Genomic DNA, 12682 nt, shown 5'->3' with positions numbered 1-12682 from the left:
TATTTCGTGTCGAAGGTCGGACTGCATGAGAGAACAGGGATATCGAGAACACAAGGTCGCCGGGCGCCAAAAAGCCGCGAGTCTTGTCGCCACTATTTTGTTGGCCTTGACCGCGCCCCAGACCGTAGCCGCTTACGGGACCGGCGCCGCGCCGGACGCGCCCACTCTCGCGACGCCCGGCGCCCCCCGGAAGATCGAGCTTACGGGCCCGTCAGCGCCGCGCGCGCAGGCCGGGAAACCGATCCTGATGGCGCACGCCATCATCGTCCGCACCTCTCCGCCCCAGGGCGGCGCGGCCGAGGGGGGCATCGGCAAGGTCGACGTGTGGTACGACGCGGGAATACGCGACGCCTTCGCCGCACTGGCGGTGGTGAGCGCCTCGGGCGAGCGCGTGGACAAGCGCGACGCAGCGATCGACAGCGCCGATGCGGCGCATGTCTCGGTGAGCGTCAACCCGCTGACCGCCGGCAAATATACGGTGCGCTACCGGGCCTTGTCGGCCGACGGCCATCTGGTGAGCGGCGCCTGGGAATTCGAAGTGCGCCCCTGAAACAAACCAACAAGCAAGGCGCTCGTCTTGCTTTTGAAATGACGCGCCAAAAGAGAGGAAACGGAAGTGAGCCCCAACGGTCGCCTGAACCTCATGCTGTCTCTTGGCATAGTCCTGCTAATCAGCGTCAATGGCGCTTTCTTTTCCTACGCGTGGTGGGGACCCGCGATCACGCGCTATGCGGATGATTTCTGGAAAGCGCACACGCTGAAGCCGGCCGTCAAGGCAGGCGATCGCACAATATCCGAGTGCCTGGGCGTGAGCGACTTTTACTCGGTGCATCTGACGACCTACTTCCTGGCGGATTCGGCCGACAGCGCCGGCGGGGCGACCGACGACATGAGCAAATACGACGAATACTGTGACCGCGTTCCGGGAACAGGAAAAGTCATTTTTTCGATCACGCTGATGGAAAAGGAAGCGAGAGGAGAGCCGGTCGCCCTCGCCTTCTATCAAAAGGGACCGGAGGGCGCGCTCAAGGAATTGAACGCCCTGCCGTCTAAATCCTATCCGAGCGGATTTGCGACCCTGGAGGCGACTGTTTCTCACAAGGGAAATTATGTTCTCAAGGCTGCATTCGGCGAAGCAAAGAACAAGGAAGACACGATCGAAATGCCGATCCTCGTCGGACAATGAGGCGGTTCTCGTTGTGCTATGACGCCGGACGCCGCCGCGCCCGGCGCTTTTGCAGCCATCTTGTCAGGCCGGTTACATAGAGGATGAAAGGCGATACGCCGATCAGCATGGCGATCGGGCGGCCCGAACCGCCGAAGACCTCGCCGCTGTGAATCGGGAACAACCATTCGAGAAAGGTTTCGCTACCCGAAAAGCGGCTTCGGTCCTGCACGTGCAGAACCTCCCCGGTATATTGGTCTATGCCGACGTTACGAAAGGTCTTGGTCTGGTTCGGCTCGCTATCCGACTGCTTGCCCACGATGTAAACAGCCGTCGGCGCATTGGGGAAGAGAACCCAGTGAAGCCTGCCGTCGGGAAAGACTCCGTTCGCAATGTCCGCCGCCCTGCCCGCGCCGATGGGCGCGCGATCGGGGCGGGGCGTCGATTTCCCGAAATCCGGATCGGCGCGCACGGGCGAGAACAGGCTCGCGACCGTACGCGTCGCCGGCTTGAAGATCATGGCGACGCCTGTGAACAGAGCGATCAACAGAAAGGCGCTGCAATAGAAGCCCAGGCTCTTGTGCAGATCCTGCGTCACTCTTTCGCGGCTCGCCCCCCATTTCACCTTCAGCCCGAGACGCCACTCGCCGTTCAGCGGCCACCAGAGATAGAGTCCCAGCAAGACCGATATGAACAGCAGGATGCCGAGCACGCCCACCAGATAGGCGTTGTTCACGCCGAGCAGCAGCGTCCAGTGAAAGGTCATGAGAATCTGGACGAGGGGCTGCGACAGCGGATCGTCGCCATGCAGAAAGAGCCGCTGCCCCTTGACCGCAGCCGTGTAGGGATCGACGAAGATTTCATAAACGTAAGTATCGAGATCGTCCGTCTCGACGATGTAACTGATCGCCGCCGCCGATCCGGGCTGACGCGGCATCGTCAGTCTTTCGACCTTGCCATCGAGCGGCATCGCCGCGGCCGCCGCAGCAAGAAGGTCATCGACCGGCCGGTAGGAAGCCTCTCCTCGCGGAACCTCCACGCGCATGATGGACGCGTTCAGCAACTCGTCGATGCTCTCCCTGTAAGAGAGAATCGCGCCGCTGAGGGCGATCAGAACGAAGACCGCTCCCAGAAAGAGTCCAATGAGGCGGTGGACGCGGAGGAAAAGCACCCGCCCCCTCGGCCGCCATGACTGCGCGCGCGCAATGGGCGCCGTATCAGTTTCCGGGGTACAATCGTTCATCGCGAAACGGCTCTGCAGTAAGACCGAGGCAGCGCGAGTATGTTAGACTTATTCTACGTCAAGACGCGCAGGCGCGCTCATTACAAACGCGCCTCAGCGTGAATCATTCCCACTCAATAGCTACGCATATCGACCATCCATAAATATCAATAGCTTATGAGCGGATAATATTATTGTGTAACTTTTGTGCATCTACTTGCAACGCCGCTCATGTTTATCGTTTAGATAAAACCTTTCATACTTCAATGACGCTGAATGGGCAACTTACACGCTGCGCAAGCGTACCAAGCCACCCATTAAGCCTGTATCCCCATCCTATGCCATCAAGTAACACGCTTTTTGGGTGCAATACGAGCCGCGTTAGCCTTTGCAATGTGAGCATCAAGCTCGCCCGCATTCGACGCCGTAATCAGTGCTTGCAACGCTGCCTGCACTGCCTCCAAGTCCGCGCAGATGATGCCAGCTTTGCCCTTATCGAACTCCAGCAGCTTGCTTCCCCAACGTACCGTAAGCACGATGCTGTTATCAGCCATCACCTGCCACCACTTCTTCAGCCGCTTATCCCGCTCAACCAACACCTTGTTGCCATCATCATCGCTTTTCCACTGCCGCTTCCTTACCGCGTATGTTTCCCCCGCAATCTCAGCCCTCGCCATCCCAAGCTGTTCCTGCAAGTGCGCAATCAGCTTGTTCCGCCTCTGTTGTTCGGGCGTATTGGCAGTGATGGAGGAAACAGTCGTAAACGCCAGCGTCTTCAGTGTGCTCATTGTAGCTGCTCCTGCGCATCAATTACCCAAGCAGCTTGCGGTCATCTGATATGTATTCCTACCTGAATTTTGCCTTTTCAGCCATTTTTTTACGCCCCAACCAACCGTTTTGATATAGTAATGATACTATCGACCATTCATACCAAGCATTTTGCACACCATGTACTTTCGTACATCTCTCCAGTTGACGCTTTATTGATTGATGCTAACATGCTTGTACATAGCATATGCTACAATCAGCACTCGTGGCTGATTTAAAGACCTCCGGCAGCGACTAAATGTTGTGGTTTTTGTTGTTGCGCTGGTGCTGCTAATAGCCTGGCGTCTTAAACAGCTTCCGAGCGTCCTACAGCGTGTTTTAGGCAGCGCCGCTATACGATAGCTGCGCTGGTGCAGAACCGTGTTGTACGGCGCTGCTAGGACGCCTTTTTCTGTGTTGCTTGCGCCCGAGCTTTGGACGCTGCTTTCTGTGCCTTCTGCACACGTATGTTAGCAGCCTTTACGTTCAACGCCTTCTTCTGCCGCTTTATGCTGTCTGCCTGTGCGGTCAGTGCGTCATAGGCTTCTTGTGTCATTATCTCCCGTATCTTCATCCCCTACCCCTTCAATATCTCTTCAACGCATCTGTCGCCCATCCTCACCAAATACTGCCCCGCCAAAGCCACTTTTGGGTCAGTGCTTTTTTCCAGCTCTGCTCCGTTACCCTTCAGCTTCGCTGCAACATTAGCCAGCACTCGTGCTGACGGCTTTCTATGTTTTGCCTTCATCGTCCTTAAGTAGCTTTTCTCCATTCCAAGCCAGTTCCGACTAAATTCGTCACTGCTTCTAACCGCTCCAAGCTTCTTCAATTCAGCGTAAACGTATTCGATCATCAAAGCCTCCATTAAATTGCACTGGTTCTCGCATTGTTGTATAAATAAGCGTATGCAAGTTCTTATTTTACTTTTGCAATATTTATTATACGGTGACTAAATTGCTTAAACAACCAAACGTAGCCACAGAAGAGATTGATTACCGAGCCATTCTGTCTCAAATCCAAGCCAATGCCCTAAACAGAGACATTGATGATTATGCCAACACGCTGCACCATCTCCGCGTAAAGCAGCACCGCAATCTGCTACTAAACCAGCACACAAAACGCCGTAAGCTACGCCAAGCGTTGGCTGACGATGTTGCTAACTGGAACTGCACATGGGACATTGACCTGGCTTTAACGCTGCCACGCAGCCATCCAGCAGCTCATGCTTCAAGCCCAGCTCCACTCGTCAATCTTCTGCGCAGGTACTTTACCGCAGTTGATGCACGTGTTTTTCCAAACCAATCCCGTAAGCACCGCCAACAGCTTCACCGCTTTGTTGTAATTGAACATGCAGAGGGTGTGGGCTGGCACATGCACGGATTGGTTGCATCACCAAGCCACATTGACATTGTCGCAACCAACAACATCCTACGCAGCCAGTGGTATCAAGCCATAGGCGAGATAACCGACGAGAGAATGGACAGCAGGCGTTATTATTGGTCCGACATACACCAAGACGATTACATCCATTATTGCCTTAAACACGTTATTCAAACAAACAATTCGGAAATTGACATAAGTAAGGGTACAATATGCTGGCGTAACACTGTTAGACCTGCTTCAGCAGCCTAACAACCGCACATAAGCACATGTTACGCATCTTCACCGCGTCACCGCACCGGGTTTACGATGGAGTGTAAACGAGAGGATTGATTGAACAAAAGCATGCACAGTGATGGGCAGGCTTTAGGATAACTATTGACTATTCAACCTCAAAAAACAAACACAAAAACACAATCAATTAATCGAACAATCAACCAATCGAAACAGACACATAAACTGATACACGATCAAATGCGTCAACCAGCAAGCCTCCAAAGCGTCGTTATCTCCTTCAATCTCAAAAGAACACTCTCCAAGTTTATCGACGCATCAAGCCGGTCAATGCTTTAATTTCATCAATCTGCCTTGCATCCTTCGATCCATCTCTGCGTGCTGTTTGTGGAGCTACAATCGCTGCCTTAAGAGCATCTATCTTAAGCTCTTTCGGCGTACGGTATTGGACATCTGCTCGATACTGCTCTGCAAGTCTCGGTACCCGCTCCTTGCTTGCGTCAATATCGCCACCATGTTCGCCATAATCCCACGTCCTATCGAGGTACGTTGTGATTTTCCTATCAGCCTCGATAAGCTCGCTCAGCTTCTCCAATGCCCGTTCATAGAAGCGCTGGCCTTCTCGCAATGTCTCAGCGCCGTCAGCAATGAGCTTTGGCTTTTTGCCGCTTTGCAGACGTTTCGCTTGTCGTTGATGCCGACTTTGGCTCAAACGTTCAGCATTACCGAACTGCATATCAGCCACCTGCAACAGCCGCGTGTATTCAAGCAACGCATCGCGTGCCTGTTGGGCAATGGATCGCTCTGATTTTTGAGATTTTGAACGAGCTTGATATTCGAGCCAATGCTCTGTACCGTAGCCATCCGGCATAGGCCGCAGGTGTCGGCGTCGGGGCGTTTTAACGCTTGAGGAGTGTCGGATCGGCCTTATACATTTTGATCAGCTCGATCAGGTTATCGATTCCGAAGTCGGTGAACGCCATCACGCCGTCGTACGTGATCCCGTGGACCCATATGAGACCATCTTCGGGCTCCATCTCGGCAGCGACGTCGAACAGCCAATCCTCGTTCTCACCAAGTTCTTTGGCGACCTGGCTGATCGTCGTGATGTGAGAGACCTTGTTGACGTGCATTATCAGGCGACACGAGCGAAGGCTGCCGGACCTTTTGCCACCCAATTCCAGGGCAGCAGTTCATCGAGGCGGTGTGCGGGATGGAGGGCGATGCGCGAGAGGACGTCGGCGAGCCAAGCCTGCGGATCGACGCCATTCATCCGTGCGGTGACAACGAGACTATACATGGCCGCGGCCCGCTGCCCTCCGCGGTCCGACCCGCAGAACAGCCATGATTTTCTTCCGAGCGCGATGCCCCTTAGCCCTCGTTCCGCGGCATTGTTGGACATGCACACGCGTCCATCTTCAAGGAACAGCGTGAACGCCGCCCAACGTTTGAGCATGTAATTGATCGCCTTGACCAGATCATGCCCGCGCGAGAGCCTCGCTGCCTGCGTGCGCAAATAGTCCTGCAGATCATCGACCAGCGGTCGGCTCAGCGTGTGGCGAACCGCCAGGCGTTCTTCGGCGCTCTTACCGTTAATGGACCGCTCGATCTCGAAAAGGACGTCGATGCGGCGCACCACCTCGATCGCGATCGGCGACAAAGGGATTTCCTTTTTACCCGCCGCTTTGCGGCGCGCGTTCTCATCCAGATCCGCCATGGCGAAGAACGGGCGCCGTGCGTGAACCCAGCACGCCGCCTCCTTGACCGGACCCGGCTTGCGATCCGCCAGATAGAGCCTGTTGTAGCCGTCATAGGCGTCGGCTTGCAGGATGCCGGAATATCCCGCCAGATGCGCCTGTGGATGTTCGCCCCGGCGATCGCGCGAATAGTAGAACATCGCCGCCGGCGGCCCGGCGCCGCCGAACGGTTTGTCGTCTCGAGCATAAATCCAGCACCGCCCGGTATCAGTCTTGCCTTTGGCCAAAACCGGCACGGTCGTGTCGTCGCCATGCAGGCGTTCGGCCGCCATGACATGAGCTTCCACACGGCGGAGCAGAGGATCGAGGGCCGTGCAGACCGAGCCCACCGCGTCGGCCATCGTCGACAGCGCGATCGGCACGCCTTCCAGGGCATAGCGCTCGGCCTGGCGGTTCAAAGGCTGGTGTTGGCCAAACTTCTCGAACACGATCATCGCCAGCAGGCTCGCCCCCGCCCATCCTCGCGCAATCACGTGGAATGGGGCCGGCGCCTGACTGATCTTCTCGCAATCCCGGCAGGTGAACTTCTCCCGCACCGTCTCGATCACCTTCCACTGACGGGGCGTCGTTTCCAATGTGCGCGTCACATCCTCGCCGAGCTTGCGCAGACGCGCGCTCCCGCAGCATTCGCATGCCGTCGGCGCCTCAATCACGACGCGCTCGCGAGGAAGGTGGTCGGGGAATGTAGTGCGCTCCGGACGCTTGCGCGTAAATCCTGCGACAGTCGTCCTGACGACAGCCTTTTCGGCCGCAAGCTCGTCTTCCGTCGCCGCAGCTTCCAACTCCTCGAAGGTGAGCGCCAGTTGATCGATCAATCTCACGGACCGCTCAGACCGCTGCCCGAAGATCTGGCGCTCCAGTTTCGCGATCCTAAGCTTCTGTTGCGCGATCAGCGCCATGTCTTCCGACGCTTTCGCGCGGGCGACCGCCAATTCCGCCGCAACTTCCAGGGCCTTTGTCTGAGCGACGGCCAGCGCCGCTTTCAGGGCGGCGTTCTCGCGGGCAAGCTCGGCGTCAGCGGCATCCATGAGAGGGAGTGAATCATAAATCGCGTGATTTGAAGCGCCCTAAAATGCACGCGACCACGCTTTTTTTACTCGGTCGGGAGCGCTCTATCCGGCGCGTTCCGGCCGCCAGGTCAGTTGCGGGTTTCTCCAATCGATCCCTTCCAGCATATAGGCCATCTGCCCCGCCGAGATCGAAACCGCCCCTGCCGTCGCCGACGGCCAGATGAACTTCCCGCGATCCAGACGCTTGGCGTAAAGCGACAGGCCGACGCCGTCATGCCAGAGAATTTTGGCGAGATCGCCACGGCGGCCACGGAAGATGTAGAGATCGCCCGCGTGCGGGTCGCGCTTCAATTGCTCCTGCACCTGCAGCGCCAGCCCCTGCATGCCGCGGCGCATGTCGGTATGGCCGGTCGCAATCCAGACCCTCACGCCGCTCGGAACCGGAATCATCGCCGCGACAATGCCTCCAGCACCCGTGACAGCGCCGCCGGCTCCACGTCCGCCCACACGAGGATCCGATCGCCCCCGGCGAGAACAATCTCCATCTGGCCGTTCGACCCTCGATCGGAATAGTCCGCCGTCGCATCCCGCGAGATTGTTACGGGCAGGATCGGCGCGAGCTCCTTCGGCGCCGCCGCCTCAACGCCAAACTGCCGACGCCAAGAGAAGAGCTGGTTGGCGTTGAGGTCGTGGCGTCGCGCGACCTCGGCGATCGAGGCGCCGCCCTCGAGGCATTCGCCGACAATGCCGCGCTTCTCCTCCAGGGTCCAAGATCGGCGGCGGCGGCGCTCTGGTGATACGGAATCCTCGTCATGATGGTCTGTCGACATCGCTGATAGTGTCCGCTTGTATTTGAAATGGACACGATCACCGCGCCATCGTCAGACAGCTATCCAGGAACCGGCATTCAACGCCAGGCGGCCCTCGCCGGAGCGATACTCTGTACCGAGCACTGACTTCAATTCAAATTGCTCGACGGTACCGCCTTTGACCAGCCTAGCTAGCAGCTTTCTGCAGCCATCTAAGTCAGTCAGTCCCCGTTTCCCTTTTTTCTCTTCTCCTGCAACTTTGCAAGTTGCTGGTCAAATTCACCTGCTTTGAGACCTGCAATTATAAATTCGATGACTTCCTTTACGCCGGCCTTATCAGTGACCACAAACTTGTCCTCTCCCACAAGTTCAAGCATTGCACGACCATATTTTGCATGCACATAGAATTGACCATTCTTCTCAGCATAGCAAAGTTCCGGCGCGGCCTTGTCACCACCCTTTTTTGTGACTTTAAATTTTGGGTCAGCAAGATAGTTCAATGAGTTTTGCAGATACTCAACGACTTTTTCAGCAGGCGTCTTGCTTGCTGTCTTTCCTGCTAACGTGCTCTTTACGGTAACGACGTTTGGTCTATTCTTCTTTAGATCTTCCCACCAACCCATTATAAATTCTCCACGTCAGCAGCCAAACACCAAGCAGGAACAGGTACGCGACAAACAGTGACAACGCATTACATGCTATGCCGTTTTTCTGATCAATTCAAGCCGCGTGCAGCTGAAAGCCGCCCAATCCCGTGCAACACCACCATTCCTAGCTTCGTGCTACAGTGCATTCTGTGCTGAGCAATTCATCGAACGCTTGCATTGGTTTTGAGCGTTAACCATTTGATTTTATCTTCTTCTGATAATGATTGCGGCACCTGTGCGTATGCCTCTTCCTTAGTCTCATACATTCTGAATTTTTCAAATCTTAAATCCCTGTCATAATACTCATTAGCGGAGTACAGGACTTTGTTGCGCGGCACTGGCTCACGTGTCTTCTGTCCTTTCAAAAACTCATCGCCCAAAACCATTCTATCATTGTAACCTATGCCATCCCTAAAGCTGAAAGCTCTTCGGTCATCACGGAAGAAGATGTGATGCGAGCACGGGTCATAAGTCGGATTGATAAGCGTGCCGTTTGGCAGCAATATATTGCTATGATGCACAAGCCTGCACATTCCTGCTGGGATTTCCTCAAAGATATATTCGCACATCAAGTACCAACCCGAAACATGTTTACCTATGCCATTTTCCTCAGCAATTTTGCAATTCAAGTGGCACTGATTTCGATCATTGCTCGGCGCACAAGCAGGATCATTTTTCACAACGACAGGAGCGTGCAGAGTTGTGACTTGAAAGAACGTTCTATAACTCGGAACGGACATTATTTGAGCAATAACCTCTTGCCATCCATCATAATTGTCATTGAAACCTGCTTTAAAAGTGTAACCCGACATAGACACCGCTCCCCTTCCTTATTTTTTCTTTGATTTTTTTGCAGCTGCAACAGCTAGTGGCGCAACCTTCTGCTCATAAAGCTTGAATAGGTATTGCACTCGCTCCATTTCGGACGCAAACGGCTGCTTACGATAGCAAGCATCTACAGCTCTATCCAACGCTTGATGTGCTTTAACAAGGTCAGCTGGCATTAGGTTAGGATCATACAAGTTTGCCAGCGTCTCCCCTGCATGATTTGCACGAGCATCAAGCACGCCCTGTGCGGCAACCTCTACCGCCTTCTTCTGCGCCGCCGTAGCTGTTTCTGGCCATACATAGTTATTATATACAATCTCAATTGAATACTGATAATCGCTTTTAAGCCTGCCGGTAACTTGCCGCATCCACGCATTGTGCATAAGAGACATCAGCACGCCGAATTGGTACAAGCTCGCGTTAGGTAGCAGTCTTATCTTATTGCTTGAGAAGACATCTGGCGTAAGATATGCAATTGGCATATATATTCTTCGTTCAGATGAGACTTCTGGCAGCGCCATGTAGGGGCATGTAGGAATGTTCTCTGTCATATAACGTGTTGGCATCGAAGATTTTGCTTTAGTCTGATCTCTCTTGCTGGCCGCTCGATAACTCCGAACGGCTTCTACACGTTCAACGACCTTTGGCATTGCCTTAAGCTGACTTGGCTTGCAATCGCCAAGCCACAATATCCATCTATCCGAGCCATTAAGTAGCTCTCTAGTGCCAATGAACAACCTGAAATAAGGCGCCGCACTCGGCTCTATTAGCAAAAATTGATGCTTCTCTTCGGTGGTGAATATGTAGTTACCGTTATCAATTGGTTGATTTCCCATTGCGATTTTCGGCACGTCGCAAAGCGGTGCGGTGCGCGATCGTACCGTGGTATCAGAAGGGTAATCGATTAGGTACGGGGATATGTGCTGCGCATTTATGACACGAACGCCCACGCCATCATGATCAAATATCTGCTTATTCTTCCTATCTCGCTTGCTAAATCCGACGATCACGACATGAACATGTGCCGCACCGCGAGCCTCACTCTCCCATTTAAATGTTCGGTGAGCAAACTGTATTTTAAAGCCGCGACCAAGAATTATCGGCCACAATATACTGACCTGCTCACCTTGGGTGATTGAATTGGTCGAGACGAACGCACAATCTATAGGTCGATTGTCTACATAAGCGGCTGCCTTTAAGTACCAGCCTGTGACATAATCCATATCACCAGATAGGGTATTCGACGGAAACAACGCTCGCAGCTCTGCCTTCTGCTGCACAGACATCACCCGTGCGCCGCTAAACGGTGGATTACCCATGATATAGGCGCATTTATCTGGCGCAATGACAGTCGCCCAATCAGTTGTGAGTGCATTGGCACACACGATAGTTGCAGACGTTTTAAGTGGGAGCCTTGTAAACGCCTTACCGAACGCCGCTGCAAGCTCACGGTTGCATATGTGGTCCATAAGCCACATACCAACCTTTGCAATCTCCGCTGGAAATTCCTCAATCTCTATCCCATACATGTCATCAACGTTCAATTTTACGAACAATGACACGTCAAGAAAGCCAGCACTTTGGCCCTTGTACCTCTCAACAAGCAGCCTTGTCTCTAACTTCCGCAGCTCTCTGTAGGCTATGATAAGGAAGTTGCCGCAACCGCATGCTGGATCGAGGAACTTTAGAGCAGCAATCTTATTGTGGTAAGCATCAAGCTTCGCTTCCCTGCGCGAGCTTTTATCTGCAATGATCGTCCCCAACTCGGCCTGCAGATCGTCAAGGAATAACGGCTTGATGAGCTTCAAGATGTCGTCTTCAGACGTGTAGTGAGCACCTAAAGCACGTCGCTCAGCCCCTTCCATAACCGATTGAAACAGAGAGCCGAATATTGCAGGAGAAATCTGCGTCCAATCAAAGTCAGCGGCTTTTAGCAGCGCATTCCTCATGCTCTCATTCATTGCAGCATTTGGAAGCCTACGGCCAAACAACGCACCATTCACGTACGGGAACGCAGCCAATTCAGGACTTATGTGTTTTTGCCGCTTGTCTTCTGGCGTGTTTAGGACCTCGAAAAATCTATCGAGCAACGACCCAAGATCGCTACCATCGTCCTTCGAGAAATCGCCTATTAAATTTCTAAACTGCTCCGGCTCGAATATCGCAGTGTCTTCTGAGAATAACGCAAAAAGTATCCTAACCAGCAATGACGGCAATTCATGACTTGGATAACCACCATCTTTAAGTGCATCATATATGTCACCAAGCAGCTCAACAGCTTTGATGTTAACTGGCGTTGAAGCAGATGGCATACGCAGCGTAAAGCCGCCTATAAAGCCTAGCTTATCAATATTCTTGTCTAGTTCGGATAGCTGAAACTTGTATTCACTGCCATCAGACTGCTTGATAACTTCAAAATTTTGAAAGTCAGAGACAACGAGCCACTCAGGTCGATCTGCTAGCTTGAGACAGTTTGCGTACTCTTGGGCTTCCTTTCGCGCAATTGCGAGGTCCTTACCTGCAGATTTCTGCTCGACCAGTAGTTTGCCTTTCCATAACAAGTCTATAAATCCAGTTTTCCCATCCTCATACTTAATTCTATGCTCATATTGCGCAACATTTTTACGTGGCGTGCCATATACAAGGAATAACGCATCCCAAAAACTTTGCTTCTCGGCAATCTCATCTTTTGCATCTTTCCAATCATTTGAGAACTTCTGAGCTCTAGCAATGATTTCAGCTTTCGTAAGCATGCAATACCCGCCCTGCTACCGCCATGTCTGCGGCACTGAGTTGGTATTGTATAAGCCTCTCCCGTCCCTC

The 12682-nt window shown here is 53.5% G+C and carries 14 protein-coding genes; 3 read left to right on the top strand and 11 right to left on the bottom strand.

All coding sequences use genetic code 11. The annotated features are described in order from the left end of the window. The first annotated feature begins 25 nt into the window (after positions 1 to 25). Both WOC76_RS09400 and WOC76_RS09395 read left to right on the top strand, forming a co-directional pair. The gene (locus tag WOC76_RS09400) at positions 26 to 550 is read left to right on the top strand and encodes a copper resistance CopC family protein (RefSeq protein ID WP_341388088.1); all 525 of its coding nucleotides are present in this window, start codon (positions 26 to 28) and stop codon (positions 548 to 550) included. A gap of 66 nt (positions 551 to 616) precedes the next feature. Continuing rightward, positions 617 to 1186 carry a hypothetical protein gene (locus WOC76_RS09395; protein ID WP_341107354.1) on the top strand — a complete coding sequence of 190 codons (570 nt, stop codon included), beginning with the start codon at positions 617 to 619 and terminating at the stop codon, positions 1184 to 1186. A gap of 16 nt (positions 1187 to 1202) precedes the next feature. Here WOC76_RS09395 and WOC76_RS09390 read toward each other — a convergent pair whose 3' ends face one another. The 3 genes from WOC76_RS09390 to WOC76_RS09380 all read right to left on the bottom strand — a co-directional run bounded on the left by WOC76_RS09390 (position 1203) and on the right by WOC76_RS09380 (position 4047). Continuing rightward, complete coding sequence (locus WOC76_RS09390) at positions 1203 to 2336, bottom strand: PepSY-associated TM helix domain-containing protein (protein WP_341107356.1); 1134 nt, start codon at positions 2334 to 2336, stop codon at positions 1203 to 1205. A 395-nt stretch (positions 2337 to 2731) separates the two neighbouring features. Further along, positions 2732 to 3175: a DUF6641 family protein gene (locus tag WOC76_RS09385; protein WP_341107358.1), complete on the bottom strand. Its 444-nt coding sequence runs from the start codon at positions 3173 to 3175 to the stop codon at positions 2732 to 2734. A 596-nt stretch (positions 3176 to 3771) separates the two neighbouring features. Continuing rightward, entirely contained in the window at positions 3772 to 4047 is a 276-nt protein-coding gene (locus WOC76_RS09380) for a DUF6626 family protein (RefSeq protein ID WP_341107360.1), read from the bottom strand. 92 nt (positions 4048 to 4139) lie between these two features. On the opposite strand from WOC76_RS09380, the gene WOC76_RS09375 reads away from it, so the two are divergent. Beyond that, the gene (locus tag WOC76_RS09375) at positions 4140 to 4826 is read left to right on the top strand and encodes a hypothetical protein (RefSeq protein ID WP_341107361.1); all 687 of its coding nucleotides are present in this window, start codon (positions 4140 to 4142) and stop codon (positions 4824 to 4826) included. Between the two features lie 289 nt (positions 4827 to 5115). Here WOC76_RS09375 and WOC76_RS09370 read toward each other — a convergent pair whose 3' ends face one another. The 8 genes from WOC76_RS09370 to WOC76_RS09335 form a co-directional block, all read right to left on the bottom strand. Beyond that, positions 5116 to 5679 (bottom strand): hypothetical protein, encoded by a 564-nt coding sequence (locus WOC76_RS09370; RefSeq protein WP_341431386.1) that lies wholly within the window; start codon positions 5677 to 5679, stop codon positions 5116 to 5118. 28 nt (positions 5680 to 5707) lie between these two features. Further along, complete coding sequence (locus WOC76_RS09365) at positions 5708 to 5941, bottom strand: hypothetical protein (RefSeq protein WP_341101846.1); 234 nt, start codon at positions 5939 to 5941, stop codon at positions 5708 to 5710. A gap of 2 nt (positions 5942 to 5943) precedes the next feature. Next, positions 5944 to 7593, bottom strand: a complete 1650-nt coding sequence (tnpC, locus tag WOC76_RS09360) for an IS66 family transposase (protein ID WP_341101848.1) — start codon at positions 7591 to 7593, stop codon at positions 5944 to 5946. 84 nt (positions 7594 to 7677) lie between these two features. Continuing rightward, positions 7678 to 8025, bottom strand: coding sequence for an IS66 family insertion sequence element accessory protein TnpB (gene tnpB, locus WOC76_RS09355; RefSeq protein ID WP_341101850.1), 348 nt, complete (start codon positions 8023 to 8025; stop codon positions 7678 to 7680). Further along, complete coding sequence (tnpA, locus tag WOC76_RS09350; RefSeq protein ID WP_341101852.1) at positions 8022 to 8405, bottom strand: IS66-like element accessory protein TnpA; 384 nt, start codon at positions 8403 to 8405, stop codon at positions 8022 to 8024. The genes tnpB and tnpA overlap by 4 nt, the downstream gene beginning before the upstream one ends. 200 nt (positions 8406 to 8605) lie before the next feature. Beyond that, a complete protein-coding gene (locus WOC76_RS09345) occupies positions 8606 to 9007 on the bottom strand; it encodes a hypothetical protein (protein WP_341107364.1) in 402 nt (133 codons plus the stop codon). A 185-nt stretch (positions 9008 to 9192) separates the two neighbouring features. Further along, positions 9193 to 9843: a hypothetical protein gene (locus WOC76_RS09340; protein WP_341107366.1), complete on the bottom strand. Its 651-nt coding sequence runs from the start codon at positions 9841 to 9843 to the stop codon at positions 9193 to 9195. A gap of 18 nt (positions 9844 to 9861) precedes the next feature. Continuing rightward, on the bottom strand, positions 9862 to 12612 hold the full coding sequence (locus WOC76_RS09335; RefSeq protein WP_341107367.1) for a DNA methyltransferase: 2751 nt from the start codon (positions 12610 to 12612) through the stop codon (positions 9862 to 9864). Positions 12613 to 12682: the final 70 nt, after the last annotated feature.

Source organism: Methylocystis sp. IM3 (assembly GCF_038070105.1).
Lineage (GTDB): Bacteria > Pseudomonadota > Alphaproteobacteria > Rhizobiales > Beijerinckiaceae > Methylocystis.
This window is presented reverse-complemented; position numbering and strand designations above follow the sequence as displayed.

What these genes read in the sequence shown, in the direction of transcription:
- WOC76_RS09385 (WP_341107358.1), bottom strand. Translation starts at nt 3,175, where the DNA reads ATGAGCACACTGAAGACGCTGGCGTTTACGACTGTTTCCTCCATCACT.
- tnpC (WP_341101848.1), bottom strand. Translation starts at nt 7,593, where the DNA reads ATGGATGCCGCTGACGCCGAGCTTGCCCGCGAGAACGCCGCCCTGAAA.
- WOC76_RS09340 (WP_341107366.1), bottom strand. Translation starts at nt 9,843, where the DNA reads ATGTCGGGTTACACTTTTAAAGCAGGTTTCAATGACAATTATGATGGA.
- WOC76_RS09400 (WP_341388088.1), top strand. Translation starts at nt 26, where the DNA reads ATGAGAGAACAGGGATATCGAGAACACAAGGTCGCCGGGCGCCAAAAA.
- tnpA (WP_341101852.1), bottom strand. Translation starts at nt 8,405, where the DNA reads ATGTCGACAGACCATCATGACGAGGATTCCGTATCACCAGAGCGCCGC.
- WOC76_RS09335 (WP_341107367.1), bottom strand. Translation starts at nt 12,612, where the DNA reads ATGCTTACGAAAGCTGAAATCATTGCTAGAGCTCAGAAGTTCTCAAAT.
- WOC76_RS09345 (WP_341107364.1), bottom strand. Translation starts at nt 9,007, where the DNA reads ATGGGTTGGTGGGAAGATCTAAAGAAGAATAGACCAAACGTCGTTACC.
- WOC76_RS09380 (WP_341107360.1), bottom strand. Translation starts at nt 4,047, where the DNA reads ATGATCGAATACGTTTACGCTGAATTGAAGAAGCTTGGAGCGGTTAGA.
- tnpB (WP_341101850.1), bottom strand. Translation starts at nt 8,025, where the DNA reads ATGATTCCGGTTCCGAGCGGCGTGAGGGTCTGGATTGCGACCGGCCAT.
- WOC76_RS09370 (WP_341431386.1), bottom strand. Translation starts at nt 5,679, where the DNA reads ATGCCGGATGGCTACGGTACAGAGCATTGGCTCGAATATCAAGCTCGT.
- WOC76_RS09365 (WP_341101846.1), bottom strand. Translation starts at nt 5,941, where the DNA reads ATGCACGTCAACAAGGTCTCTCACATCACGACGATCAGCCAGGTCGCC.